We start from the raw sequence: 25,422 nt of genomic DNA, 5'->3' as shown, positions 1-25,422 counted from the left end.
ATGAGCCGTACTCTTGTGGGCGAAGCGCAGGCTTCCGGGGTGAAGACTGCGCTAAAGCCCCTCTTTTTTTTGCAGCGCCCCGTTATGCCGGGTTTTGGGCTGAGCTTTGGCTTTAGCGTCCTGTACCTGTCCATTATCGTGCTTTTGCCTTTGTCGGCCCTGTTCATGTACGTCAGCGACATGAGCCTGGCCGATTATTGGCGCGCAATCACTGACAAGCGCGTTGTCAGCAGTTACCAGGTCACGGTCAGTGCCGCCTTTTATTCCACCGTGATCGCCAGTGTGGTGGGCTTTATCATCGCCTGGATCATTACGCGCTTTGAGTTTCCAGGGCGTCGGCTGATCGACGCCTTGGTGGATTTGCCCTTTGCGCTGCCGACGTCTGTGGCTGGCTTGACCCTGGCAACCCTGTTTGTGCCGGGCGGCTGGTTTGGCCAGTTCCTGCCGGAGGGCTGGAAGGTCGCTTATCAATACCCCGGTATTGTTCTGGCCATGACTTTTACCAGTTTGCCCTTTGTGGTGCGCATTGTGCAGCCTGTCATTGAGGAACTGGGTGCGGAGTACGAGGAAGTCGCCCATACACTGGGTGCGAGCGGGTGGCAGACCTTTAGCAAAGTCGTGTTTCCGCCTTTGATTCCTGCCTTGGTGACGGGAGCCTCGCAAGCTTTTATCCGTAGCCTGGGAGAGTTTGGCGCCGTCATTATGATTGCGGGTAATATTCCTTTCAAAACCGAAGTTTCATCTTTGATGATTTTTGTGCGCTTGCAAGAGTTCAATTACCCGGCGGCAGCGGCGATTGCCTCGGTGATCTTGATCGCTTCCCTGCTGCTGCTGTTTAGCCTGCAGCTGGTGCAGAATCGCCTGTTAGGCTGGCAGCGGAGGGCGTCATGAGAAAACCACCTAAGAGCCTGGCAGACCGCTTGATCCTGACGGTGGGCATCGGGCTGGTGCTCGGCCTGCTTGTTGTTCCCTTGGTGCTGATTTTCTCCAAAGCGCTGGGTGATGGCTTGCCCGCTTTGTGGAGCAATCTGCAAGAGGACTATATGCTCCACGCCATCGGGCTGACCTTGTTCGTGGCGGTGCTGACGGTACCGCTGAACATGGTGTTTGGCATCTTGCTGGCCTGGTGTCTGACGCACTACCAGTTTCGTGGCCGTCGCTTGTTAAGTACCCTGGTGGACCTGCCTTATGCGGTTTCCCCGGTGGTAGCAGGTTTGTGTTACCTCGTGGTCTATGGGGTAGAGTCGTCGCTGGGGCAGTGGTTAAGCGCACGGGATATTCAGTTGATGTTTGCCTGGCCCGGGATCTTGATGGTGACCATCTTCGTGACGACCCCGTATGTCGCCCGTATTCTGATCCCTGTCATGCAGGCTCAAGGTTCGGATGCACAGGCGGCCGCCTTAAGTCTGGGGGCCAATGGTTGGCAAATCTTCTGGCACGTCACCTTGCCGGATATCAAATGGGCGCTGCTGTACGGCGTCGTGCTGACCAATGCGCGAGCTATTGGCGAATTTGGTGCGGTATCTGTTGTGTCGGGCACCATCATGAACCAGACCTTGACCCTTTCCTTGCTGGTCGATCAGCTCAACAATGATAACAAGGCGGCTGCGGCCTTTACCGCGGCTGCACTGCTGGCGGTATTCGCTATTGTGTCAGTGATGCTCAAGAGCCTTCTGGAGTGGCGTGTGGCCGCTGGACGCCGTCGTAATCAGGCTGAGGCGGTGCAGCAAGGCTAAGGGGCGAGCGTGGCGGTCGTAGCGTCTAACCGGACGTAGTGCCAAAAATATAGAGCCCCATGCGGGGCTCTATGTTTTTCTGCGTCGACCTCGCCTTACTTGACGATCTTGAGGTGCGAAACCTTGTCAGCGTCTTTTTTGGCAGTGGGTGCTTCTGTTGTCGTTTCAGGAGCGACAGCAGTTGGTGCGTCGCCTTGTGGGTAGGGCTCGGACTCCATGACTTCAAAACCCATGCCGGCACCGGTTTCACGTGCGTAAATGGCTGAGACGGCGGCTACAGGCACGAATATGTCTTCCGTCACGCCGCCAAAGCGTGCCTGAAATTCAATGTACTCGTTGCCCAGAATCAGGCCGTTGGTGGCCAGATGGCCAATATTCAGGGTGATTTGACCATCCTGAATATGGCCTCGCGGGACGACGGTATTAGCATCCACCGTCACCACGATATGAGGAGTGTACCCGTGGTCTGAACACCATTCGTGCAGCGCGCGCAACAGGTAAGGCTTGGTCGAGGTTTCTTGCATAATCGATTAGCGACGCATGACTTTTTCGGAGGGAGTCAGTGCTTCAATGTAGGCCGGACGCGAGAACACGCGTTCGGCATACTTTTGCACCGGAGCAGCGCTCTTGGGCAGTTCAATGCCGTAGTGGTCCAGACGCCAGAGCAAAGGAGCGATCGCCACGTCCAGCATGGAGAACTCTTCACCCAGCATGTACTTGTTCTTGAGCAAGATGGGCGCCAGTTGGGACAGGTGATTGCGGATTTGCTGACGGGCCTGTTCCTGGGCCTTGGCATCGGCATTGCGACGATCCTCCAGAGCCGCCACATGCACAAACAGTTCCTTTTCAAAGTTGTACAGGAACAAGCGTGTGCGGGCACGCATGGTGGGATCTGCGGGCATCAGCTGTGGATGGGGGAAGCGCTCATCAATGTATTCATTGATGATGTTCGATTCGTACAAGATCAGGTCACGTTCTACCAGGATTGGCACCTGTCCGTAGGGGTTCATGACGGCGATATCTTCAGGCTTGTTGTACAAGTCGATGTCGCGGATCTCGAAATCCATGCCTTTTTCAAACAACACGAAACGGCAGCGCTGTGAGAATGGGCAAGTTGTTCCAGAGTAGAGCACCATCATGGTAGGAGATTCCAGTCGTAGAAATAAAAACAAGAGCCTCACGGCTCAGGATTCAAAACCCTGCAAGGGGTTTTAACAATAAAGAGCCGGGCAGACTAGTCAAGCCTGCCCGTCTAGCATAGCGTTTTACTTGATGTCTTTCCAGAAAACGCTGTTCAGTCGCCATGCAACGGCAAAGAACAAGAGCAGGAACAGCATCACGCCCACGCCGATCTTTTTGCGCTCCAGTTGCACAGGTTCGGCCATCCAGTCCATAAAGTTGGCCAGGTCAGCCACATCGCTGTCGTATTTGGCAGCGGCCTTGGCGTTAACGGGCTCAAGCTTGACGGTGTCAGTCGCGTGGCCCGTGTAGTCGGCCAACACTTCTTTCTTGACGTTGGAGAAGCCGGCAGGATCGTAGGTGGCGGTGGTCTTGACCCATTCCTTGCTGCCGTCATCCTTGGCTTCCTGAGCCACGGTAGTGCGGTTCATGGTTACCCCACCCTGGCGCTCCCACAGCGCGTGAGGCATCCCCACGCTTGGGAAAACCAGGTTGTCCCAGCCTGTTGGGCGCGAGACGTCACGGTAGAACGTGCGCAAGTAGGTGTAGATGTAGTCTGCGCCGCTGGGGCCCAGGTTGGTGGACTTGGCACGGGCAATCACGGACAGGTCTGGTGGGGCTGCGCCAAACCATTTCTTGCCCATTTCAGGGGTCATGGCGATCTTCATCAGATCACCCACCTTGTCCGAGGAGAACAGCAGGTTCTTTTTGATGTCCTCTTCAGTCAGGCCGATCTCTGTCAGCTTGTTGTAGCGCATGGAGTTGGCGCTATGACAGTTCAGACAGTAGTTCACAAACAGTTTTGCGCCATTTTGCAAGGCCGCCATGTCATTCATGCGGTCGGGCGCGCGCTCCAGGGCATAGCCACCTCCGGCGGCACCAGCCACCGTGCAGGTAAGGGACAAGGCCAGAGCGCCAAGCAGTTTTTTAATCATGGTCATTCCGTTTCGTGTTGGGGGCCTAGTGAGGGCGGAAAGTCACGCGATCAGGTTCGGGTTTGAACGTACCCATGCGGCTCCATACTGGCATCAGCAGGAAGAAAGCGAGGTAGATCACCGTACCGATCTGGCTCAGCAGGTTGAACAGGTCGTTCGGGGCCTGCGTGCCCAGGTAACCCAAGATCAGGAAGTTGATGATGAAAATCGCGTACAGCACTTTATGCCAGGTAGGACGGTAGCGAATCGACTTCACAGGCGATTTATCCAGCCAAGGCAGGAAGAACAGGATCACGACCGTACCGCCCATGGCCACCACGCCCCAGAACTTGGCGTCAATGACACGCAGCAAAACGGCAACAGCAATCAGGATGGCCGGTACGGCCAGGCGCCAGATACCGGGCAGCTTGCCCTTGACGAACAGCACCAGAGCGCCCAGCACGGAAGCACCGGCCAGAACCCAGGTAAAGTCGGCGGTCGTTGCGCGCAGCATGGAGTAGAAAGGCGTGAAATACCAGACCGGTGCAATGTGCGGAGGCGTCTTCAGTGCGTCGGCGGGGCTGAAGTTGTTGAACTCCAGGAAGTAGCCGCCCATTTCAGGGGCAAAGAACACGATCGCAGCGAACACGATCAGAAAGCCTGCCACGCCCAGAATGTCATGGACGGTGTAGTAGGGGTGGAAGGGAATGCCATCCAAAGGACGACCTTGAGCGTCTTTGGGGCCTTTCTTGATTTCCACGCCGTCGGGGTTGTTGGAGCCGACTTCGTGCAGGGCGATCAGGTGAGCGACCACCAGACCCAGCAGGACCAGAGGCACAGCAATCACGTGCAGAGCAAAGAAGCGGTTCAGGGTGGCGTCGGAGACCACGTAGTCGCCACGGATGAAAATAGCCAGGTCAGGACCAATGAATGGAATGGCCGAGAACAGGTTAACAATCACCTGGGCACCCCAGTAGGACATCTGGCCCCAGGGCAGCAGGTAGCCCATGAAGGCTTCAGCCATCAGACAGAGGAAAATGGCGACGCCAAAAATCCAGACCAGCTCACGTGGTTTGCGGTACGAGCCGTAGAACAGGCCGCGCAGCATGTGCAGGTACACCACCACGAAGAACATGGAAGCGCCGGTGGAGTGCATGTAGCGGATGATCCAGCCGCCCGGCACTTCACGCATGATGTATTCGACCGATTCAAACGCCAGCTTGGCATCGGGCTTGTAGTTCATGACCAGGAAAATACCGGTCACGATCTGAATAACCAGCACCAGCAGTGCCAGAGAGCCAAAGAAGTACCAGAAGTTGAAGTTCTTCGGCGCGTAGTATTCTGACATGTGCTCTTTGTACATGGATGTCAGGGGGAAGCGCCTGTCAATCCATCCCAAGAGTCCTGTCGTTTCGACGGTTTTCTCGCCAGCCATGAAACGGCTCCTTTATCTTTTTAAATAGTACGTATTGGGTTGCAGCCGCCTTAGGCCTTGTTGTTTTCGTCCACGCCGATGGTGACCATCATGCCGTCGGCCGAGAACTCATAAGGCGGGATCTCCAGATTGTCTGGAGCGGGCTTGTTGCTGTAGACGCGGCCGGCCAGGTCAAACGTGGAACCGTGGCAGGGGCACAGAAAACCACCTTCCCAACCACCAGGCAGACCCGGGCCAGCGCCGGCGGCCAGATGCGGAGTAGGGGAGCAGCCCAGGTGGGTGCAAATACCGATACAGATAAAGATTTCGGGGCGACGCGAACGGTATTCGTTCTTGGCGTACGCGGGGGTGTAACCGGGGCGATCCGAGTCAGGGTCGGCCAGCTGGCTGTCCAGCTTGGGCAAGGCGTCCAGCTGCTCTTGGGTACGGTGCAGAATCCAGACCGGTTTCCCGCGCCATTCCACGGTGCGCATCTCACCGGGGGCGATGCTGGAAATATCGACCTCTACGGGAGCGCCGGCCGCTTTTGCTTTCTCGGAAGGAGCAAAGGAGCTGACAAAGGGAACAGCTGTCGCCACACCAGCGACACCACCTAATGCACAGGCGGTGGCGACCCAGGTGCGGCGCGAAGGATCGGGCGGAAGGTTGAGATCAACCGCGCCTCTGGCATCGGGCTGTGTCGTATTCTGACTCATTCTAGTATCCTTATTCCTGCCCGACTCGGGCAATACCACAATTTACGGATTTGGGCCTGGGTATATTATTCAACCGCACATTATACGCTTTACCCAGCGCAGCATAACTTGATCAAAGGTGAACATATGAACAAGGCTCGAGGTTTTCTTAACGAATTCCGGGAGTTCGCCGTTAAGGGCAACATGATGGACCTGGCGGTCGGTGTCATTATCGGCGCTGCCTTCGGCAAGATTATCGACTCGCTGGTAAAAGACATCGTCATGCCCGTCATCAGTTTCATCCTTGGCGGCGAGGTGGATTTTACCAACCAGTTCACGGTCTTGCGTACACCAGAGGGCTATACCGGTCCTCAAACCCTGGAAGCTTTGAATGCGGCGGGGGCCGTTGTTTTGTCCTGGGGTAACTTCCTGACCATTTTCATCAACTTCATCTTGCTGGCCTTCGTGGTGTTTTGCATGGTCAAGATGGTTAACCGCATGCGTGCCACGGTGGCCAAGGCTGAGGCTGCTGAGGCCGTACCCGAGCCAACCCCTGAAGACGTGCTGTTGCTGCGCGAGATCAGGGATTCGCTGAAAAAATAAAAGCCCAAACTTATCAAAGCTTTAAGGTGCCTTTCGGCACCTTTTTGTTTATGTAAACCGACCGGCGGGGTCAAGTTCGCCCGCGCCGGTTGCCTGATTTTAGCCTTTCATGGGCTGGGCTTGTCTAGCCATGCGAGTCTTTAAAGCTTGTTCAAAGTCATATGTACCGGTTTTTGCTCCGGTCAGATCGGGTTGTCCAGGTCGATGAACTCTACGGCGATGCCAAACTGACGGGCAATTTCCTCTCCCAGGGCTTTAGCACCATACCGTTCGGTCGCATGATGCCCTGCGGCCATGAAGGCAATATCGTTTTCCTGAGCACTATGGAAGGTTTGTTCCGACGCCTCGCCGCTGATGTAAAGATCGGCTTGTGCTGCCACGGCGCTTTCAATAAAACCTTGCGCACCCCCAGTACACCAGGCCACGCGGCGTATTTTCCGTTGTAAATCACCAACAATCAGAGGTTTGCGTTGTAAATTATTGCAAACTGTCAGGCCGAATGTTTCCAATGAAACGGGGGTTGGCAATTCGCCCAGCCAGACCAGTCCATCTGGACCACAGGTTTGGGGCAGGCCGTTTGCGTCACGCAGGACCTCAATACCCAATTGCCGGGCTAATTGAGCGTTGTTGCCGAACTGGGGATGGGCGTCCAGGGGCAAGTGGTAGCCCAAGAGGTTAAGCTGATGCGACAGGACGCGTTCGATACGAGTTTTTCGAGTGCCCACAATGCACGGATTTTCGTTTTTCCAGAACCAGCCGTGGTGCACCAGAATAGCGTCCGCCTGGCGGGCAATAGCGGCGTCAATCAGCGCCAGCGAGGCTGTCACCCCCGTGACGAGTTTGCCAATATAGGGCTTGCCTTCGACCTGGAGTCCATTGGGACAGTAGTCCTTGAAGCGGGCGATATCCAAGGTGCTGTTGAGCCAGTCGGTCAGCTCGGCCGTTGAAACCTGAGTCATGGAATTCCTTATCTGAAAGAGTGCTATGCGTCGATTGTGGCTAGTGTTTGCTCAAGCGGTAACGATCTGTCTGGCGGGCTTTTTTATTGTGGTGACGCTGCGACCTCAATGGCTGGGAGCCCCACAGACACCGGCCCGTGATACGAGCAGGGCGGTGCTGCCTGCGCCGGCCCCCGTCGTTCAGGCGCCTGTTGCTCAGGAGGGCCGCGTGTCGTATGCCTTGGCGGTAACCCGTGCCGCGCCTGCTGTCGTTAATGTGTACACCAGCAAGCATTTGGAAGGCAATTCTCCCTTGTTGGAAGACCCTGATTTGCAGCGTCTGTTCCGTGAACTGCCTGATCTGATGGGACGACGTTCCACCATCAACCTGGGTTCGGGCGTGATCGTACACGAACAGGGCTATATCCTGACCAATTACCACGTGATCGAGGCGGCGGATGCGATAGAGGTGGCTTTGTCCGATGGCCGTCAGGCCAGGGCCCGCCTGATTGGTTCGGACCCGGAAAGTGACCTGGCCGTGCTTAAGGTCGATCTGCCCAAGCTGGCGGTGATTCGCGCCCGGTCTCAGGATCAGTTGCAGGTGGGAGATGTTGTACTGGCGATTGGCAATCCCTTTGGAGTGGGGCAAACCACTACGATGGGTATTGTGTCTGGACTGGGCCGCAATCGCCTGGGCATCAATATTTACGAGAACTTTATCCAGACAGACGCGGCGATCAATCCGGGTAATTCCGGTGGGGCCCTGGTGGATGCGGCAGGCCGCTTGGTGGGCATCAATACCGCCATTTATTCCGAAACGGGTGGGTCGCTGGGAATCGGCTTTGCCATTCCCGCATCGACAGCGCTGGCCATTATGGACGAGATTATTCGTAATGGCGAAGTGACGCGGGGTTGGCTGGGGCTGGAGCCGCAGGACATCACCCCCGATCTGGTCAAGAGCTTCAAGCTGAAAAATGATGCGGGAGTAATTATCGCTAGCGTGCAGCGTCATGGACCGGCTGCCGAGGCGCATTTGTTGGTGGGGGATATTGTGCTGCGCTTGAATGGTCAGCCTGTGGCTGATTCGATTGATCTGCTCAACCAGATCGGTCCGGTGCAGCCCGGGCAAATCGTGACCTTGAGTGTGCTGCGCGAGGGCAAGGAACTGGATGTCCCCGTCAAGGTTGGTATGCGGCCGCAAGTGCGCAAATAAGGAGGGAGGCTACGCTTCCCTTGCATGAGGGGCGCTTAGGCCAGAGGGGAGTCGCTCAGAGCGTCTGGGCGCTGCTTTCCTGGTGGGGCCTGGGTCGCCGCGGCTTTGCCATGATGCATACGGGCTGCCCATCGGCCTGACGCTCCGGTGTGGGTATGAGGTGGCTATAAAAAAATGGCTCTCTTGCCTTGCCCTGTCCGGGGCCGCACGGAGAGCCATATTTTTGGGTCGGGGTGATGCAGGGATGTCCTGTCCTGTGGGACGCCTAGGGGCTTACAGGTCCAGCTCCCGACTTTCACTGCTTTCTGTTTCCCGTTTCTTGATCAGGCTGGCGGCCAGGATGCCTAATTCGTAGAGCAGGCACAGTGGCGCTGCCAACAGAAGTTGACTGACCACATCGGGAGGCGTCACGATGGCGGCAATCACGAAGGCGCCCACGATGACGTAGCCACGGATTTCACGCAGCTTGGCCACCGTGACCACCCCGGTTTTTACCAGCAGGATAACGGCGATAGGCACTTCAAACGTAATGCCAAAGGCCAGGAACATCGTCATGACAAAGCCCAGGTAGGCTTCGATGTCAGGGGCGGGCGTGATCGATTGCGGGGCAAACGACGCGATGAAGTGAAAGACCGTGCGAAATACGACGAAATAGCAAAAGGCCATCCCGGCGATGAACAGCAGCGTGCTGGTCATGATCAGGGGCAGAGCCAATTTCTTCTCGTGGTTATAGAGGCCAGGGGCGATAAAAGCCCAGGCCTGGTACAGCACGATGGGCAAGGCCAGCACAAAAGCGGCCATCAAGGTGACCTTGACCGGCACCATAAAGGGGGTGATGACCCCGGTGGCGATCATGCGGGTCCCTTCTGGCAGGGAGCTCATCATGGGCTGGGCCAGCACATCATAAATGGCTGAGGCGCCCGGATAAGTGAACAACACAATAAATATCCCTACCACGGCGATGACTGCGCGCAACAAACGTGTGCGCAGCTCGACCAGGTGGGAGATAAACGTATCTTCTTGAGGCGTTTCGGTGCTCATGCCGTTGGTCCTTTAGAGGGTTGGGCGGGAGCATCCGTAGGACGGGGAGCGTCGTCACTGGCCGGCGTATGAGGCGCTGGCTGGGCGGCTGCATCCGGGGCCGGCGGCTTGATGGCCGGTTCTGCCAAAGGAGCGTCGGGCGTGGCAGGGGCGCTTTCGGACGTATCCGAAAAGGCCTTGCGTGCCGATTCCGACGCATTGTGCAGGGTATCGCGTGCTTCGGTCAGAGGCTGGCTGATGCTTTTGCCCGTGTCTTCGACCGAACTGCGTACCGAGCGGGCAGCTTCCTCCATCTGGTCTTTGAGTTTATTGACCTCATCCAGATTGATTTCGCGTTGGATATCGGTCTTGACCTCGTTGACGTAGCGCTGCGCGCGGCCAAGCAAATGGCCTACGGTGCGCGCTACTTTGGGCAGACGTTCGGGACCGATGACGATCAGGGCGACCACTCCAATCAGGAGCAGCTCGCTAAAGCTGACATCAAACATTCAGACTCACACAAGAAGGGGGTCAGGCGCGATCGGACTTTTCCTTGGCCTGAACGTCGATCGTTTGAGGATCTGCAGCACGCTGGCTGACGCTTTCGGGTGTTTTTTCTTCTTCACCCACGTCTTTCATGCCTTCTTTAAAACCCTTGACTGCGCCGCCCAGGTCCGAGCCAATGTTGCGCAGTTTTTTGGTGCCGAAAACCAGGGCGACGATGACCAGAACGATCAGCCAGTGCCAAATGCTAAAGCTACCCATAATGTATCTCCCTTAAGCAGCCATGGCTGCGCGTTGTTGCCATGGGCGCTCACCGCCCAAGATGTGCATGTGTAAATGGTTGATTTCCTGTCCGCCATCCAAACCGTTGTTGATGACAATACGGAAACCGCCTTCGGGGCCGGGGCGACAACCAGCCTGTGCGGCCAGGGAAGGTGCCAAAGCCATCATTTTACCCAACCATTCGCTATCCTGGTTCGAGACGTCCTGCATGGAGACGACGTGTTTTTTGGGAATGACCAGAATATGAACTGGAGCGGCGGGGTTGATGTCGTGAAATGCCAGAAAGTCTTCGTCCTCGTACACTTTTTTGGACGGAATCTGACCGGCAGCAATTTTACAAAACAGACAGTTCTCGCTCATAGCAACCTCGGTAGCGAAGCATTCGCCAGGCGAATGCTGAAAATCTAGGTATTCGGACAGTGTAGCGCGACTAGATGACAGGATTACACCTGATCCTTAGGTCGCGAAGCTTTTTCTTCCAGGCCCGATGTGCCCTCGCGGCGCAACAGCTCTGTGAGTACATCGCGAGGCTCCAGACCATAATAGGTCAGCGCCACCAGACTATGAAACCACAGATCTGCCGTTTCGTAGACAATACGCTCGCGCTCCTGATCCTTGGCGGCCATGACCAGCTCGGTTGCCTCTTCGCCAATCTTTTTCAAGAATGCATCCGGACCTTTGGCCAGCAATTTGGCGGCGTAGGATGAGGACGGGTCACCCCCTTGAGCAGGTAAACGGGATTTCAAGGTCCGGCCAAGGTGGTCGAGAATGGTCTCGACGGTAGGTTGTTCGCTCATCGGTAAATATGCTCCGGGTCTTTCAGTACAGGATCGACCGTTACCCATTGTGCCTGATCGCTCTGGCCTTGCAGCTGACGATAAAAGCAGCTTTCCCGCCCGGTATGGCAGGCAATCTGGCCAAGTTGTTCCACGCTGAGCAAAATAACGTCGCCATCGCAATCCAGGCGCAAGTCGCTGACATGTTGAACATGACCGGACTCCTCGCCCTTGCGCCACAGACGCTGGCGGGAGCGCGACCAATACACGGCACGACCCGTGCTGACGGTCTCTTGCAAGGACTCCTGGTTCATCCAGGCGACCATCAGGATTTTGCCCGTTGCCTGGTCTTGCGCAATGGCGGGGATCAAGCCGTGTTCATCAAAGCGAATTTCAGCCAGCCAAGCCGGTAAGTCAGCCATTAGCGTCGCACCTGAATACCCTGCGCAGCCATGAACGCTTTGGCTTCGGCAATAGTGTGTTGACCATAGTGGAAAATGCTGGCGGCCAGTACGGCGCTGGCGCCGCCCTTGATCACCCCATCGGCCAGATCCTGCAGTCCACCGACTCCGCCCGAGGCAATGACGGGCACAGAGACGGCATCGGCCACAGCACGAGTCAGCTCAAGGTCAAATCCGGACTTGGTGCCGTCGCGATCCATGCTGGTCAGCAGCAGTTCGCCGGCACCGTATTCGGCCATTTTCGCGGCCCATTCCACCACATCCAGTCCGGTCCCGCGACGTCCGCCGTGGGTAAAGACTTCCCAGCGGGGAGCCTCATTGCCGGTACTGACACGACGTGCATCGATGGCGACAACCATGCACTGCTTGCCATGATGGTCACTGGCTGCACGTACCAGATCAGGGTTGCTGATGGCAGCGCTGTTGATGGAAACCTTGTCTGCACCGGCATTGAGCAAGCGCTGGATATCAGCCACTTCGCGAACACCGCCACCGACCGTCAAAGGGATGAAGATCTGGCTGGCCACCTGTTCGATGATGGGCAAAATCAGATCGCGGTTATCCGAGGTGGCGGTAATGTCCAGGAAAGTCAGCTCGTCGGCACCCTGATCGTTGTATTTGCGGGCGATCTCGACCGGATCACCTGCATCGACCAGATCCACAAAGTTGATCCCCTTGACCACCCGACCGGCGGTGACATCCAGACAGGGGATAATGCGGCAGGCTAATTCGTTGGCAGCAACCTGGCTCATGCCGGGTACTCGTCAGCAAATGTCTGTGCCTCGGCAAAATCCAGGGTGCCTTCGTAGATGCTGCGTCCCAAAATGACGCCTTCAATCCCTTCGTGCTCGACCGCGCACAGCTCTTCGATGTCTTTCAGATTGGTGACACCACCCGAAGCGATGACGGGAATCTTGACATGCTGGGACAGCTTGACAGTGGCTTCGATGTTCACGCCGCTCAGCATGCCATCACGGCCAATATCGGTATAAATAATGGATTCGCAGCCGTAGTCTTCAAATTTCTTGGCCAGGTCCAGTACGTCGTGGCGGGTCAGCTTGCTCCAGCCGTCGGTGGCGATTTTGCCATCACGGGCGTCCAGACCAACAATGATGCTGCCGGGAAAGGCGCTGCAGGCATCCTGCAGGAAACCGGGGCTTTTGACCGCGGCGGTGCCGATAATGACGTAGCTCATGCCGGCGTCCAGGTAGCGCTCGATGGTGTCCAGGTCGCGGATGCCGCCACCGATCTGCACGGGAATCTCACCGTCGACGGCTGCAATAATGGACTTGATGGCCTCGCTGTTCTTGGGTTTTCCGGCAAAGGCGCCGTTCAGATCCACCAGATGCAGGCGTCGGGCCCCTTGCTCTAGCCACTGTGTTGCTATTTTGGCCGGATCATCCGAGAAAATAGTGGCATCGTCCAGGTCACCCTGGCGAAGGCGCACACAACGCCCGTCTTTAAGGTCGATGGCGGGAATCAAAAGCATGGTCTTTAGCCGTAAAAAACGTAAGAAATACTGGGTCGGAAAAAGTCAGAAAAACGCCAGGAAGCTTTCTTGAAAAATCATGGCTTCCAGTGGGCGAAATTCCGGAACAGTTGCAGGCCGTTGTCTGCGCTTTTCTCAGGATGGCATTGCAACGCAAAAATATTAGCGTTTGCGATCGCCGAGGTAAAGCATTGGCCGTAGTGCGTCGAACCACAAGTTTGATCTATATGCAGCGGATCGACAAAGTAGCTGTGTACAAAGTAAAAGAACGCACCATCCTCAATGCCCGCCCATAAGGGATGATCCCGAGTCTGGTGGACTCGGTTCCAGCCAATATGAGGCACTTTTAATGCGGAGCCGCCGGTGTGCTCGCTGCTTTTGTAATTCGGACCTTCAAAGCGGCGTACCTGTCCGGGAATCAGGCCCAGGCAGGGAACATTGCCTTCCTGGCTGGAATCGAACAGCATCTGTTCGCCTACGCAGATACCCAGCAAGGGTTTGGTGCGGGCGGCGGTCAGCAAGGCATCACGCAAGCCGGACTGGTCCAGATGGGCCATGCAGTCGGGCATGGCGCCCTGACCGGGTAATACTACCCGGTCCGCATCCAGAATGGCTTGAGGGGTTTGAGCAAGAACAACGCGCGCCTCGGGCGAGGCGGCATGCAGTGCCCGGGCAACTGAGAAGATGTTGCCCGAACCGTAATCGACAATAGCGATAGTGGTCACGATGTGTGTCCGAAGGACGTTTACAGAACCCCTTTGGTCGAAGGCACCACGCCTTCGCTACGTGGGTCCAGCTCCAGAGCCATGCGCAATGCTCGGCCAAAGGCTTTGAACACGGTTTCGCACTGATGGTGTGCGTTTTCACCGCGCAGGTTATCGATGTGCAAGGATACCAGGGCGTGATTGACAAAGCCCTGGAAAAACTCGCGTGCCAAGTCTACATCGAACTGGCCGATTCGTGCGCGGGTGAAGGGCACAAAATAAAACAGGCCGGGACGACCGGAGAAGTCCACCACCACGCGCGAGAGCGCTTCGTCCAGCGGAACATAGGAATGTCCGTAGCGGCGCAGACCGGCCTTGCTGCCCACAGCTTTGGCAAAGGCCTGGCCCAGCGCAATGCCGATATCCTCGACGGTATGATGGTCGTCGATGTGAGTATCGCCTTCACAATGCACGTCCAGATCGATCAGGCCGTGTCGGGCGATCTGGTCCAGCATGTGGTCCAGAAAAGGCACGCCACTGTTGAGCGAGTGACGGCCGGTGCCGTCCAGGTTTACAGCCACGCGGATGCGGGTTTCGTTGGTATTGCGGGTAATCTCGGCGGTACGCATGTCAGAGCCGGCGGCAAGGCCGGTATCAGGATTGGTTCAATCGGAATTGCGCGCTGGCAGCGTGGGCGTACAGCCCCTCGCCTTGTGCCAGCGTAGCGGCTATGGGTCCCAGTGTCTGGGCGCCTGATTCTGAAACCTGAATGATGCTGCTGCGTTTCTGGAAATCGTAGACGCCCAACGGTGACGAGAAACGCGCAGTGCGTGCCGTCGGCAGGACATGATTGGGCCCGGCACAGTAATCGCCCAGCGATTCGGAACTGTAGGGGCCCAGGAAAATGGCGCCAGCATGGCGGATTTTGCTCAACAGGTCCTGGGCATTCCGGGTAGAGACTTCCAGGTGTTCTGGCGCGATATGGTTGCTGATCTTACAGGCCTCGTCCAGATCGCGGACATGGATCAGGGCGCCGCGACCGGACAGGCTGCGGCGAATGATGTCCGCACGTGGCATGGTGGGCAACAGGCGTTCGATAGCTGCCTCAACCTGGTCCAGGAAGTCGGCATCGGGACACAGCAAGATGGCCTGAGCCAGCTCGTCGTGTTCAGCCTGGGAGAACAGGTCCATGGCTACCCAGTCTGCGGGCGCGCTGCCGTCGCTGATGATCAGGATCTCGGATGGGCCGGCAATCATGTCGATGCCCACGACCCCAAACACCCGGCGTTTGGCAGCGGCGACGTAGGCATTGCCGGGGCCGACAATCTTGTCGACCGCCGGGATGGTGTCTGTGCCGTAGGCCAGAGCGCCCACGGCTTGCGCGCCACCAATGGTGAACACGCGATCGACACCGCCCAGAGCGGCCGCAGCCAGCACGATGGGGTTGCGCACGCCATCGGGTGTAGGCGTGACCATGATCAACTCTGGAACGCCGGCCACTTTGGCGGGAATGGCGTTCATCAGGACTGAGGAGGGGTAAGCGGCCTTGCCACCGGGAACATACAGTCCCACGCGATCCAGGGGGGTGACTTGCTGACCCAGCACCGTGCCGTCAGGCTCTGTATAGGTCCAGGTTTCGCTGCGTTGGTGCTCGTGGTAGCGACGCACACGTTCGGCAGCCTGCTCCAGCGCCTTGCGCTGGTCGGCCGGCAAACTCTCCAAAGCGGCCAATAGTTCCGCCTTGGGGATTTCCAGCGCGCTGGCCTGTTCAACAGTCAGCCGGTCAAAGCGTTGCGTGTAGTCCAGCAAGGCCGTGTCTCCCTCATGCTGGATACGATGCAGGATCTGGGCACAGGCGTGCTCGATCGATTCGTCTTCGGACGCTTCGTAAGCCAGTAGGGTGCGCAGCTCAGCATCGAACTGGGCGGATTGGGAGGTTAGGCGATGGATCAGTGACATGTCGCAACAGGAAAAGGCTAAGGTTCAAAGGCCAGTGTATAACATTTCGCCCAGGCAAAAGGCGGTCTGCGCCTTTTGCACAAGCAGGATTGACAGACGTTTTGCCCCTTATGGGAAGAAGAGGTGGGTTTACTCGTCCAGGGAAGCACGCGAGAAGGCGTCGATCAGGGGTTGCAATTGCGCGCCACGGTTTTTCATGGCGGCCTGATTGACGATCAAACGCGAGGAAATGGGGGTGATGTCTTCCACTTCCACCAGCTTGTTAGCGCGCAGGGTGCCGCCGCTGGAGACCAGATCCACAATCGCATCGGCCAGGCCGACCAGCGGGGCCAGTTCCATGGAGCCATACAGCTTGATCAGGTCCACATACACGCCCTTGCTGGCGAAGTGTTCACGAGCCGCACGCGTGTATTTGGTGGCGATGCGCAGGCGCGAGCCCTGTTTGACGGCCGAGTGGTAGTCAAAGCCTTCGGCCACGGCCACACACAGACGGCATCGGGCGATGTTCAGATCCACCGGTTGGTACAGGCCGCCAGGGTGCTGTTCCATGTGCTCGTACAACACATCCTTGCCGGCAATCCCGATATGGGCGGCGCCGTATTGCACATAGGTGGGCACGTCGGTAGCACGCACAATAATCAGACGCAGGTCCGGATTGTTGGTGGGCAGGATGAGTTTGCGCGACGTCTCCGGGCTTTCCAGTACCTTGATGCCCGCCTCTTCCAGCAAAGGCAGGGTTTCGTCAAAAATCCGGCCTTTGGACAAGGCCAGCGTCAGAGGTTGATTTAAACCGGCGGGACTCATTAGGTTTCCTTGCTGCTGATTCGCTCGATATTGGCGCCGACGGCTTGAAGCTTGGCTTCCATACGGTCGTAGCCACGGTCCAGATGGTAGATGCGTTCGACGGTGGTGTCACCCCGGGCCGCCAGGCCCGCAATGACCAGGCTGGCTGACGCACGCAGATCGGTTGCCATGACGTTGGCGCCGGTCAGGAAGGGAGCGCCGGTAACGACGGCCATATGACCTTCGATATCGATCTGCGCGCCCAGACGGTTGAGCTCCTGCACATGCATGTAGCGATTTTCAAAGATGGTTTCCACGACCGAGGCGGTGCCCTCGGCAATGGTATTCAAGGCCATCAGTTGAGCCTGCATGTCAGTGGGAAAGCCGGGGTATTCGCTGGTGCGAAAGCTAACGGCTTTGGGACGACCCTCCATGCTGGCCTTGATCCAGTCCGGGCCGGTTTCAATATGCAGACCGGCTTCACGCAACTTATCGAGCGTGGCGCCCATGGCGTCGGCATCGGTATTGCGCAAGGTCAGTTCGCCACCGGTGGCGGCCACAGCGCACAGGAAAGTTCCTGCTTCGATACGATCTGGGCAGATGGTGTGCTTGGCACCGTGCAGGCGTTCGACCCCGTCAATCACGATGCGGTCGGTACCGTGGCCCTGGATCTTGGCGCCCATTTTGATCAGCAGTTCGGCCAGATCGATAATTTCGGGCTCGCGCGCTGCGTTCTCAAGAATGGTTTGGCCTTCAGCCAGAACGGCCGCCATCATCAGGTTTTCTGTGCCGGTGACCGTCACCATATCGGTACGCACCACTGCACCGCGCAAACGTTTGGCACGGGCATTCACAAAGCCGTGTTCGACATGGATTTCCGCACCCATGGCAGCCAGGCCTTTGATGTGCTGATCCACCGGGCGCTGGCCAATGGCGCAACCACCGGGCAGGCTGACGCGGGCCTCGCCAAAGCGGGCCAGCAGGGGACCCAGCACCAGAATGGAGGCGCGCATGGTTTTCACCAGTTCGTAGGGTGCTTCCAGTTTGGTGATGTTGGCTGCGTTCAGCTCCAAGGTGCCATTGCGTTCCTGCCTGACCCCTAACTGACCCAAAAGCTTCAGGGTAGTGTCAATGTCGCGCAGACGCGGGACATTGTCCAGATAGACCGTGTCGGCAGTCAGTAAACTGGCGCACAGAATAGGCAGGGCGGCGTTTTTGGCGCCAGAGACGGTGATCTCGCCATGCAGGCGCTGGCCACCTGTGATGCGTAATTTATCCATTCGGATTGGCCTTGTATTCGTCGGGGGTAAGCGTGCGCATGGACAAGGCGTGGATCTCGGCCTTCATCCGGTCGCCCAGCGCCTTGTAGACCAGTTGGTGACGGGCAATCAGGCGTTTGCCTTCAAAGGCGGGGCTGACGATCAGGGCTTCAAAGTGCGAACCATCGCCTTGTACTTGCAGGTATTCACAGGGCAGGTTGTCGGCAATGTATTGGTGAACTTGTTCGGGAGTCGGCAACATGAAATCAATTCCGTAATTTATAGCCTGAGGCAAGCAGGCGTAGCGAAATCAGACACAGCGCAACAAAGACGCTGGCGACAACGGTCAGGCTGAACCAGGGAGAAATATCCGAGGCGGCGAAAAAACCGTAGCGGAACCCGTCAATGGTATAGAGCAACGGATTCCAGTGTGAAACAGTTTGCCAGAAGGGCGGCAGGCTATGGATCGAATAGAACACGCCCGACAGAAAGGTGGCCGGCATGATCAGAAAGTTCTGAAACGCGGCCAGCTGGTCGAATTTTTCGGACCACAAACCAGCGATCAGACCCAAGGCGCCCATGATGCCGCAAGACATGATGGCAAAGACCAATACCCACATCGGCTTGGCAATGGGCAAGGAGACAAAGAACAGGGAAACCAGCCAGACACATAGCCCCACACAGATGCCACGTGCGATGGAGGCAAGCAGGTAGGCGGCAAAAATTTCGCGGTGCGAGAGCGGCGGCAGCAGAATAAAGACCAGATTGCCGGTGATGCGACTTTGAATCAAGGACGATGAGGGGTTGGCAAAGGCGTTTTGCAGCATGCTCATCATCATCAGGCCCGGGATCAGGAAAGCAGTGTAGGGCACGGAGTCATAGACGGTGACGCGGCCTTCCAGCACATGGGCGAAAATCAGCAGATACATCAGCGCCGTCAGTACCGGGGCGGCAATCGTCTGAAAGCCCACTTTCCAAAAGCGCATCAGCTCCTTGCGCAGCAGGGTGGGAAAGCCCGAACCCATCTTGGGTTGTGGAGGCAGACTCAGGGTACCGGTTTTGGGTCTGGGCGTATCACTGTGTTGGGGAACGCCCCAGTGTTTGGGAGAGTGGTTTGGGTTCACAGGGCGACTCCCATTTTTCCTTCGTTGTGCATGATGCGCACAAATGCATCCTCCAGATCATGGCCGCCGGCGCGCTCCATGATGGCTTGCGTGGTGTCTAGTGCCACGATTTTGCCACTTTTGAGCATGGCCAGCCGGCCACAGAGCGCCTGGGCTTCTTCCAGGTAGTGGGTGGTCAGCAAGATGGTGTGACCTTGCTGGTTCAGACGGATGATGAACTCCCACAAGGTGCGGCGCAGGTCCACGTCCACGCCGGCAGTGGGCTCGTCCAGAATGATGACCGGAGGGCGATGCACCAGCGCCTGGGCTACCAGCACGCGACGCTTCATGCCACCGGACAAGGCGCGCATATTGGTGTCGGCTTTGTCACTCAGGGCCAGATTGGCCAGAATCTCGTCAATCCAGTCGTCATTGTTTTTCAGGCCGAAGTAGCCTGATTGCAGCCGCAGGGTTTCCCGGACTGTGAAGAAAGGATCGTACACAATTTCCTGCGGCACCACGCCCAGTGACTGGCGTGCCTTCTGGTATTGGGTACGCACATCGTAACCACAGACGCTGACCTGACCGCTGGTGGGACGGGTCAGACCGGCCAGCATGGAAATCAAGGTAGTCTTGCCGGCCCCATTGGGTCCGAGCAAACCGAAAAATTCGCCATGTTCGATAGTCAGGCTGACCTGATCGACGGCCAGAAAACCGGCATCGGCACGGGGTTGTGAAAACAGGCTTTTGAGCCCCCGTCGTTGGGGGGCAAAGCGTTTGCTGACGTTATCAAGTTTGAAGGCGGACATGGCAAATTGAGTTGGCCTGACGCGGGTGGTGCGAAGCGGGACGTCGCCGTGGCGTCTTTGTTAACTAAACAGGCCTACGCGCTGGCGTAGACCTGTTGGGGGGTGGTCAGGCTCTTTATTATAGAGTACGACGCTGGTCTGCTTAACAATGCCCCAGCCCAGGCGCCGTGTTTGCCACGGCTGGGCTTAACTGTTCTGCTTGTTCAGCGCATCAATCAGACCGTCAATACCACCTTGCTCAATTTGCTGGGCGAACTGGTTGCGGTAGTTCTGGATCAGCCAGATGCCTTCCACGTTCAGGTCGTAAATCTTCCAGCCGTCGGCCGTTTTTTCCAGGCGGTAGTCCACACCCACAGGGCCGCCATTGGGCTGGGTCAGTGACGAGCGCACGACGACGTCGTCGGCACTGGCATCCCCGCGGAAGGGCAAAATAGTCAGCTGGGTGTTGTCATCCACGCGGGACAAGGCGCCGCTGTACGTGCGAACCAGGGTGCCCTTGAACGCGTCGACCAGTTTCTGACGCTGTTCGGGGCTGGCTTGACGCCAGTAGCGACCGGCGGAAAGACGGGTCGTTTTTTCCAGGTTCACGTAAGGCATGATGTTTTCATTCACAGCCGCCAGAATGGCAGTCCGGTCCCCTTTGCGGATGGACTCGCTTTGTTTGACGACCTTCAATGCTTGATTGCCGACCGTTTCAACAAATTTGTTGGGCTCGCCTTTGGGATCAGCTGCTTGTGCTTGTGCGCCTGGCGAGGACAAACACAGGGCCAGGGCCGCACAGACGGTCAGAATCCAGGAAAACAGGCGGGAGGGAGAGGACTGCAAAGCAGTCCCGCCCGGGGCGGGACGGGAAATCATAAAAAACTCCAGATGAATGGTCGGCGGGCAGGGCGTTTTTATTCGTCTGCGTCCGAGTAGTCAGGCAAATCCTGGCTGGTGTCACCGCCGGTGCGGCGGGCTTGCACCATCGCATGACGTCGCTGCAGGTAAGCGTCGCGTATGAAGCTGTAGCGGTCAAGGGCGATGTCGTTAACAAGTTTTTCTGTGTCCAGGAGCCCGGCGCGAGCATCCACAGCCCACAGGCCCATGATGCTGTTGCGTACGGGGACATCCTTGATGGCCATGATCGGGCCAGTGGACGAGAAACCTTCCAGGAAGCTGGTGCCGCGTGCCACACCGTCACGGACGGTGCTGGGCCCGAAGAAGGGCAGCATGACGTAGGGGCCGGATTTGACACCCCATACACCCAGCGTTACGCCAAAGTCGTTAGGGATGCGCTTGGAGCCGTTCATGGTGGCAACGTCGATACAGCCGCCCAGACCCATGGTGGAGTTAAACAGTACCCGACCCAGGGTATTGAAGAAGTCGACGTGCTCGCCTTGCAGGAAGCTGTTGACTGCTGACCAGGCATCACCCATGTTGTTGAAAATGTTACTGATACATGTGCGTACAGGTTGGGGCGTCAGTGCCGTATAGCCTTCCGCAATTGGTTTGATCAGCGCGCCGTCCACGTTTTCGTTAAAGGCGTAGATGCCGCGGTTCATGCTCTCCCAGGGGTCCTGGGGATTGGGGTTGGGCACACTGGCGCAACCGGCCACAAGTGCTGCGCTGGCACCGATCAGGCTCAAACGGACTGCACGGGGCAGGGAGTAGGAGCGGTGGGTGGTTGTATTCATGGTTGTGTCGTCTGTAATGAGCATGAGGCAGCGTTGTATCACTCCGATTTGGAGCCGCCGTCCTTGGAGGCTGTGTTGTAGAGGAACTTGCTGATCAGTTCTTCAAGCACAACCGCGCTTTGGGTATAGGTAATGGTGCTGCCGCTTTGCAGATCCTTGTCGTCACCGCCTGCGGTCAGGCCAATGTACTGCTCGCCCAGCAGGCCCGATGTCAGAATCGAGGCCGAGGTATCGACAGGGAACTTGTAATGTTCATCCATATCCAGGGTGACGACCGCCTTGAAGTCCTGATTGTCAAAACCGATCGAACTCACCCGGCCAACAACCACGCCGCTGGCCTTGATAGGCGCGCGGGGTTTCAAGCCCCCAAGATTATCGAACTTGGCCGAGACCTGGTAGGTCTTGGCAAAGGAAAAAGAATTGAGGTTACCCGCACGCAGGGCCAGGAATGCCAGTGCGACCAGCCCCAGCAAGACAAACAGGCCAACCCAGAAATCGGTTTTGTCGCGATTCATAACTGAGTAATTCCTAAATAGTTAACTGAACATAAGGGCGGTGAGCAGGAAGTCCGTGCCCAATACCGCCAACGCACCACTGACGACTGTGCGTGTGGTCGCGCGAGATACGCCTTCAGGTGTGGCCTTGGCATGCCAGCCCATATAGAGCGCAATCAAGGTGACGATCAGGCCAAAGACCAGGCTTTTGATCACCCCATTAAGAACGTCGTCAATTACATCGACGCCGTTTTGCATTTGTGACCAGAAAGCGCCCGCATCGATGCCGATCATTTGCACGCCGACAATATAGCCGCCCAGCACACCCACCATGGAAAAGACGGCCGCCAAGATGGGCATGGCAATGATGCCGCCCCAAAAGCGCGGTACCAGCAAGCGGCGCAAGGGGTCCACGGCCATCACTTCCATGGCGGCAATCTGTTCGCCAGCCTTCATCAGGCCAATTTCGGCGGTCAGGGAGGTGCCCGCCCGGCCAGCAAACAGCAGGGCGGTAACGACCGGTCCCAGCTCACGCACCAGGGACAAGGCCACCAGCAGGCCCAAGGCCTCTTCGGAGCCATAACGGTTCAGCGTGTAATAGCCTTGTAAACCCAGTACAAAACCCACAAACAGCCCGGAAACGGCAATGATCAGCAGCGAATAGTTGCCAATGAAGTGGATTTGCTGGGACACCAGGCGTGGGCGACGCCACAGCAGCGATGAACGCAGCAGCAAGGCAGCAAACAGGCGACTGAATGCGCCCAAGCCGTAAATGCTGTTGCGTATGGCAGCGCCAAGCGCGCTAATCGGGGCGGTAATGAAGTTCATGAGCGCGTCGTCCGATTCTGCAACCAGGCCTCAAAAGCCGGGGTGACAGGGTAATTGAAGGCGATGGGGCCATCGGGCTGACCACGCAAAAACTGTTGTACGTAGGGGTCTTGGGAAGCGCGCAGTTCAGCGGGCGTGCCCTGTGTCAGCAAACGCCCCTGGCCAACCATGTAGACCTGGTCGGCAATCGCAAAGGATTCGGCCACATCGTGCGTGATCAGTACCGAGGCACAGTTCAGGCGGTCGGTCAGGTTGCGAATCAGTTGTGCGGTAATGCCCATGGAAATGGGGTCCAGCCCGGCGAAAGGTTCGTCGTACAGAATCAGCTCGGGTTCCAGCACAATGGCGCGAGCCAGAGCAACCCGGCGAGCCATGCCTCCGGAGATTTCATTCACACCTAAATGAGCGGCGGCGCGCAGACCCACGGCGTCCAGCTTGGCCAGCACCCGTTCCTGTATGGCAGCTTCGGAGTCGTTGCTCAGTTCGCGAAGGGGGAACGCGACGTTTTCAAACACGTTCAGGTCGGTGAACAGGGCGCCTTGCTGAAACAGGACACCCATGCGCTGGCGCGTCTGGCGCAGGGCCTCGCCGTCCAGCTTGGCCAGATCCTGACCAAACACCGTAACAGTCCCCTTCTGGGCACGGATTTGCCCGGTGGCAGCCCGTAGAAGTGTTGTTTTTCCGGAACCTGACCCCCCCATCATGGCGACGACCTGGCCTTTCTGGACGGTCATGGACACATCCGCCAGGACGGTGAAAGCGCCATAGCCCAGCGAAGCGGAATCCAGATTTAGTACGGCTTGGTCAGTATTTACAGCCATGTCGTGGGTAAAAGGGGGTAAAAAGACCTGCTATTGTACCGCTTGCCGGTCTGGCGGCTCAATGTATTGCGCTTAATCAAGGTGGAAATACGGCGTTTATTGAAAGAGACAGGCGCTCTGGGATACCGTTATCGACTTTAGAACGAAGCGGGGACCAGAAAAAGACGTATTGACGGGGCCAGGTAGGTTCAGGTCACAGCGTGTGTCAACGCAAAAAGCAGACCACCAGCCGCCAATAGCCATAAGGGATTGATGCGGGTGAGCAGCAGGACGGCGGCGCAGGCCAACGCCGTCCCCCAAGCCCACACTCCGCCTTGGGCTGCTTTCAGAATCGTGCCGCTGGCCGCCAGGATCATGCCGGCGGCAATAGGCAGCAGGCCGATTTCGATGGCGCGGATCAGGCGGCTGCCTTCATAGCGCTTCCAGATGGTGGCCAGATAATAAATCAGCACCGCTGAAGGCAGAAAAATGGCGATCGATGCCACCAGGGCGCCGGCCCAGCCCGCTGCTTTCCAGCCCACCAGCGTGACCAGCAGGGATTTTGGGCCGGGTGTCAGGCGTGACAGGGCAAACAAATCCAGAAATTCCTGATCGCTGAGCCAGCCATGAATATCGACCGATTGCCGATGTATTTCGGGAATGATGCTTTGCCCACCGCCAATGGTCAGGAAGGACAGGGGGGCAAAGACACGGATAAGTTGCAAGAGGATGGGGATCATGGTTGTTTCGTCGCAGCGTCTTCCAATTGCAGCCAGGCGTACCCGACCGACAGGGGAGCACAGATCACAATGACGGCGATCAGGTTCCATTCCATGACAAATATGCCGATAAAGACCGCCATCATCAGGGCAATGGGTATGGCGCCGGTGGCCGCGCTGCGTGCCGAGCGCACCCCCATTTCAAGGGACAGGCCCAGGGCGGCAGCCGCAATGCCCGCCATGATCTGGGGAACCAGCACAGAGTCCGTCAACTGCTCCAGCCCGATCAGCATCAGAATGGCCACAAGCAGTGGGGGGAGAACCATGCCCAGCGAGGCGACCAAAGCGCCTGGGCCGGCCTGAAGGCGGTAGCCAATCCAGATAGATAAATTGACGACGTTTATGCCGGGCAGCGCTTGGGACAGAGCCAGACCGCTCAAAAAATCCGCCTGACTCATTAATCGTCGCTGCACGACAAATTCACGCATGAGCCAAGCACTTAAGCCCCCGCCGAAGCTGGTCAGGCCAATGCGAGCAAAGATCAGAAAGAGGGTGCCCAAGGATAAGGGGGGCGCGTCTTGAGGCCGGATCATAGGGTCATAAAGCGCGATAGGGTTCGCCAAGATGAAAGTGTGGTCGTTTCTGGCCTACAAAGTACGCCGTTTTTGTCTTCTTGTGGGCGCTACGCTGCCAGTCCTTCGTCGGCGTTGCTGCTTCTCAAGCCCGGATGCTGCGCAAAGTATCCGTTCAGGCGGGAGAAGGATGCGCCATTTTTTAGTCTCCGGGTCATTATTTGTTTGAAATATTTAAAATGAATAATTAATTAAATTAAATGAAAATTTAAATAGAAACCGGATTGAAAAAAATAAAAAAGAAATAATAAAAACCAGGCCGGGACAGGCGTGCTGCGCACCTGGGGCGAGTAATCCTATTCGGAATGAATGGCGTAAGAAAAGAGCATGATGCTGGTTCAATCTATTGAAATAAAAGAGATTGAAACAATCGTTTGAATTTTTACGGATGCAGGTAAGGCCACGGAAACATACGCTGACACGCCACGGTAG

General features: G+C 57.1%; 33 protein-coding genes. 4 read left to right on the top strand and 29 right to left on the bottom strand.

Features of this window, described 5'->3' with window-relative positions:
* Together cysT and cysW are read left to right on the top strand one after the other, a co-directional pair.
* On the top strand, positions 1 to 891 hold the full coding sequence (gene cysT / locus V6936_RS13015; RefSeq protein WP_336579976.1) for a sulfate ABC transporter permease subunit CysT: 891 nt from the start codon (positions 1 to 3) through the stop codon (positions 889 to 891).
* The gene (gene cysW / locus V6936_RS13010) at positions 888 to 1,736 is read left to right on the top strand and encodes a sulfate ABC transporter permease subunit CysW (protein WP_003805389.1); all 849 of its coding nucleotides are present in this window, start codon (positions 888 to 890) and stop codon (positions 1,734 to 1,736) included. The genes cysT and cysW overlap by 4 nt, the downstream gene beginning before the upstream one ends.
* A gap of 95 nt (positions 1,737 to 1,831) precedes the next feature.
* On the opposite strand, the gene V6936_RS13005 is transcribed toward cysW, so the two are convergent.
* The 5 genes from V6936_RS13005 to petA all read right to left on the bottom strand — a co-directional run bounded on the left by V6936_RS13005 (position 1,832) and on the right by petA (position 5,959).
* Positions 1,832 to 2,260 (bottom strand): ClpXP protease specificity-enhancing factor, encoded by a 429-nt coding sequence (locus V6936_RS13005; protein WP_003805390.1) that lies wholly within the window; start codon positions 2,258 to 2,260, stop codon positions 1,832 to 1,834.
* Positions 2,261 to 2,266: 6 nt separating this feature from the next.
* Positions 2,267 to 2,875: a glutathione S-transferase N-terminal domain-containing protein gene (locus tag V6936_RS13000; RefSeq protein WP_003805391.1), complete on the bottom strand. Its 609-nt coding sequence runs from the start codon at positions 2,873 to 2,875 to the stop codon at positions 2,267 to 2,269.
* Between the two features lie 126 nt (positions 2,876 to 3,001).
* Complete coding sequence (locus V6936_RS12995; protein WP_131071043.1) at positions 3,002 to 3,856, bottom strand: cytochrome c1; 855 nt, start codon at positions 3,854 to 3,856, stop codon at positions 3,002 to 3,004.
* Between the two features lie 19 nt (positions 3,857 to 3,875).
* Positions 3,876 to 5,264, bottom strand: coding sequence for a cytochrome b (locus V6936_RS12990; protein ID WP_003805393.1), 1,389 nt, complete (start codon positions 5,262 to 5,264; stop codon positions 3,876 to 3,878).
* A 50-nt stretch (positions 5,265 to 5,314) separates the two neighbouring features.
* Positions 5,315 to 5,959 (bottom strand): ubiquinol-cytochrome c reductase iron-sulfur subunit, encoded by a 645-nt coding sequence (gene petA / locus V6936_RS12985; RefSeq protein ID WP_003805394.1) that lies wholly within the window; start codon positions 5,957 to 5,959, stop codon positions 5,315 to 5,317.
* Between the two features lie 126 nt (positions 5,960 to 6,085).
* Here petA and mscL point away from each other — a divergent pair, with 126 nt between their 5' ends.
* The gene (gene mscL / locus V6936_RS12980; RefSeq protein ID WP_003805396.1) at positions 6,086 to 6,541 is read left to right on the top strand and encodes a large conductance mechanosensitive channel protein MscL; all 456 of its coding nucleotides are present in this window, start codon (positions 6,086 to 6,088) and stop codon (positions 6,539 to 6,541) included.
* Between the two features lie 182 nt (positions 6,542 to 6,723).
* Here mscL and V6936_RS12975 read toward each other — a convergent pair whose 3' ends face one another.
* Positions 6,724 to 7,500, bottom strand: coding sequence for a Nif3-like dinuclear metal center hexameric protein (locus tag V6936_RS12975; protein ID WP_059318131.1), 777 nt, complete (start codon positions 7,498 to 7,500; stop codon positions 6,724 to 6,726).
* Between the two features lie 25 nt (positions 7,501 to 7,525).
* Here V6936_RS12975 and V6936_RS12970 point away from each other — a divergent pair, with 25 nt between their 5' ends.
* The gene (locus V6936_RS12970) at positions 7,526 to 8,692 is read left to right on the top strand and encodes a S1C family serine protease (RefSeq protein ID WP_301606061.1); all 1,167 of its coding nucleotides are present in this window, start codon (positions 7,526 to 7,528) and stop codon (positions 8,690 to 8,692) included.
* A gap of 273 nt (positions 8,693 to 8,965) precedes the next feature.
* Here V6936_RS12970 and tatC read toward each other — a convergent pair whose 3' ends face one another.
* The 23 genes from tatC to V6936_RS12855 form a co-directional block, all read right to left on the bottom strand.
* Complete coding sequence (gene tatC / locus V6936_RS12965) at positions 8,966 to 9,733, bottom strand: twin-arginine translocase subunit TatC (RefSeq protein WP_003805399.1); 768 nt, start codon at positions 9,731 to 9,733, stop codon at positions 8,966 to 8,968.
* The gene (gene tatB / locus V6936_RS12960) at positions 9,730 to 10,221 is read right to left on the bottom strand and encodes a Sec-independent protein translocase protein TatB (RefSeq protein ID WP_336579975.1); all 492 of its coding nucleotides are present in this window, start codon (positions 10,219 to 10,221) and stop codon (positions 9,730 to 9,732) included. The genes tatC and tatB overlap by 4 nt, the downstream gene beginning before the upstream one ends.
* A gap of 22 nt (positions 10,222 to 10,243) precedes the next feature.
* On the bottom strand, positions 10,244 to 10,477 hold the full coding sequence (gene tatA / locus V6936_RS12955; RefSeq protein ID WP_003805401.1) for a Sec-independent protein translocase subunit TatA: 234 nt from the start codon (positions 10,475 to 10,477) through the stop codon (positions 10,244 to 10,246).
* Between the two features lie 12 nt (positions 10,478 to 10,489).
* Positions 10,490 to 10,858: a histidine triad nucleotide-binding protein gene (locus tag V6936_RS12950; protein WP_003805403.1), complete on the bottom strand. Its 369-nt coding sequence runs from the start codon at positions 10,856 to 10,858 to the stop codon at positions 10,490 to 10,492.
* 83 nt (positions 10,859 to 10,941) lie between these two features.
* A complete protein-coding gene (locus tag V6936_RS12945; RefSeq protein WP_003805405.1) occupies positions 10,942 to 11,295 on the bottom strand; it encodes a phosphoribosyl-ATP diphosphatase in 354 nt (117 codons plus the stop codon).
* Positions 11,292 to 11,696: a phosphoribosyl-AMP cyclohydrolase gene (hisI, locus tag V6936_RS12940; RefSeq protein ID WP_003805407.1), complete on the bottom strand. Its 405-nt coding sequence runs from the start codon at positions 11,694 to 11,696 to the stop codon at positions 11,292 to 11,294. Before hisI ends, V6936_RS12945 begins: the two co-directional genes overlap by 4 nt.
* A complete protein-coding gene (gene hisF, locus V6936_RS12935; RefSeq protein WP_003805408.1) occupies positions 11,696 to 12,487 on the bottom strand; it encodes an imidazole glycerol phosphate synthase subunit HisF in 792 nt (263 codons plus the stop codon). The genes hisI and hisF overlap by 1 nt, the downstream gene beginning before the upstream one ends.
* Entirely contained in the window at positions 12,484 to 13,224 is a 741-nt protein-coding gene (hisA, locus tag V6936_RS12930) for a 1-(5-phosphoribosyl)-5-[(5-phosphoribosylamino)methylideneamino]imidazole-4-carboxamide isomerase (protein ID WP_003805410.1), read from the bottom strand. The genes hisF and hisA overlap by 4 nt, the downstream gene beginning before the upstream one ends.
* 77 nt (positions 13,225 to 13,301) lie before the next feature.
* On the bottom strand, positions 13,302 to 13,949 hold the full coding sequence (gene hisH, locus V6936_RS12925) for an imidazole glycerol phosphate synthase subunit HisH (RefSeq protein WP_003805413.1): 648 nt from the start codon (positions 13,947 to 13,949) through the stop codon (positions 13,302 to 13,304).
* A gap of 20 nt (positions 13,950 to 13,969) precedes the next feature.
* Positions 13,970 to 14,557 (bottom strand): imidazoleglycerol-phosphate dehydratase HisB, encoded by a 588-nt coding sequence (gene hisB, locus V6936_RS12920; RefSeq protein ID WP_003805414.1) that lies wholly within the window; start codon positions 14,555 to 14,557, stop codon positions 13,970 to 13,972.
* A gap of 25 nt (positions 14,558 to 14,582) precedes the next feature.
* The gene (gene hisD, locus V6936_RS12915) at positions 14,583 to 15,887 is read right to left on the bottom strand and encodes a histidinol dehydrogenase (RefSeq protein WP_003805416.1); all 1,305 of its coding nucleotides are present in this window, start codon (positions 15,885 to 15,887) and stop codon (positions 14,583 to 14,585) included.
* 129 nt (positions 15,888 to 16,016) lie between these two features.
* Positions 16,017 to 16,691: an ATP phosphoribosyltransferase gene (gene hisG, locus V6936_RS12910; protein WP_003805418.1), complete on the bottom strand. Its 675-nt coding sequence runs from the start codon at positions 16,689 to 16,691 to the stop codon at positions 16,017 to 16,019.
* The gene (murA, locus tag V6936_RS12905) at positions 16,691 to 17,950 is read right to left on the bottom strand and encodes a UDP-N-acetylglucosamine 1-carboxyvinyltransferase (RefSeq protein ID WP_131071038.1); all 1,260 of its coding nucleotides are present in this window, start codon (positions 17,948 to 17,950) and stop codon (positions 16,691 to 16,693) included. Before murA ends, hisG begins: the two co-directional genes overlap by 1 nt.
* A complete protein-coding gene (locus tag V6936_RS12900; protein ID WP_336579973.1) occupies positions 17,943 to 18,191 on the bottom strand; it encodes a BolA family protein in 249 nt (82 codons plus the stop codon). The genes murA and V6936_RS12900 overlap by 8 nt, the downstream gene beginning before the upstream one ends.
* Before the next feature lie 4 nt (positions 18,192 to 18,195).
* Complete coding sequence (locus V6936_RS12895) at positions 18,196 to 18,954, bottom strand: ABC transporter permease (RefSeq protein ID WP_051010478.1); 759 nt, start codon at positions 18,952 to 18,954, stop codon at positions 18,196 to 18,198.
* 95 nt (positions 18,955 to 19,049) lie between these two features.
* Positions 19,050 to 19,841 carry an ABC transporter ATP-binding protein gene (locus tag V6936_RS12890; protein ID WP_003805427.1) on the bottom strand — a complete coding sequence of 264 codons (792 nt, stop codon included), beginning with the start codon at positions 19,839 to 19,841 and terminating at the stop codon, positions 19,050 to 19,052.
* 186 nt (positions 19,842 to 20,027) lie between these two features.
* Positions 20,028 to 20,699 (bottom strand): MlaC/ttg2D family ABC transporter substrate-binding protein, encoded by a 672-nt coding sequence (locus V6936_RS12885; protein ID WP_131071037.1) that lies wholly within the window; start codon positions 20,697 to 20,699, stop codon positions 20,028 to 20,030.
* Positions 20,700 to 20,737: 38 nt separating this feature from the next.
* Positions 20,738 to 21,517: an MlaA family lipoprotein gene (locus V6936_RS12880; RefSeq protein WP_003805431.1), complete on the bottom strand. Its 780-nt coding sequence runs from the start codon at positions 21,515 to 21,517 to the stop codon at positions 20,738 to 20,740.
* Between the two features lie 38 nt (positions 21,518 to 21,555).
* Positions 21,556 to 22,032: an outer membrane lipid asymmetry maintenance protein MlaD gene (mlaD, locus tag V6936_RS12875; RefSeq protein ID WP_003805432.1), complete on the bottom strand. Its 477-nt coding sequence runs from the start codon at positions 22,030 to 22,032 to the stop codon at positions 21,556 to 21,558.
* Between the two features lie 21 nt (positions 22,033 to 22,053).
* Positions 22,054 to 22,839 carry a lipid asymmetry maintenance ABC transporter permease subunit MlaE gene (gene mlaE, locus V6936_RS12870; RefSeq protein WP_003805434.1) on the bottom strand — a complete coding sequence of 262 codons (786 nt, stop codon included), beginning with the start codon at positions 22,837 to 22,839 and terminating at the stop codon, positions 22,054 to 22,056.
* Positions 22,836 to 23,660 (bottom strand): ABC transporter ATP-binding protein, encoded by an 825-nt coding sequence (locus V6936_RS12865; protein ID WP_003805436.1) that lies wholly within the window; start codon positions 23,658 to 23,660, stop codon positions 22,836 to 22,838. The genes mlaE and V6936_RS12865 overlap by 4 nt, the downstream gene beginning before the upstream one ends.
* A gap of 188 nt (positions 23,661 to 23,848) precedes the next feature.
* Positions 23,849 to 24,379, bottom strand: coding sequence for a chromate transporter (locus V6936_RS12860; RefSeq protein WP_003805438.1), 531 nt, complete (start codon positions 24,377 to 24,379; stop codon positions 23,849 to 23,851).
* The gene (locus tag V6936_RS12855; RefSeq protein WP_003805440.1) at positions 24,376 to 24,951 is read right to left on the bottom strand and encodes a chromate transporter; all 576 of its coding nucleotides are present in this window, start codon (positions 24,949 to 24,951) and stop codon (positions 24,376 to 24,378) included. The genes V6936_RS12860 and V6936_RS12855 overlap by 4 nt, the downstream gene beginning before the upstream one ends.
* Between the last annotated feature and the right edge of the window lie 471 nt (positions 24,952 to 25,422).

The sequence above is a fragment of the Alcaligenes sp. CHO6 genome, from assembly GCF_037120595.1.
Classification (GTDB): domain Bacteria; phylum Pseudomonadota; class Gammaproteobacteria; order Burkholderiales; family Burkholderiaceae_B; genus Alcaligenes; species Alcaligenes ammonioxydans.
Note: the sequence above shows the minus strand (reverse complement) of the source record. Positions and strands in the feature narration are given on the sequence as shown.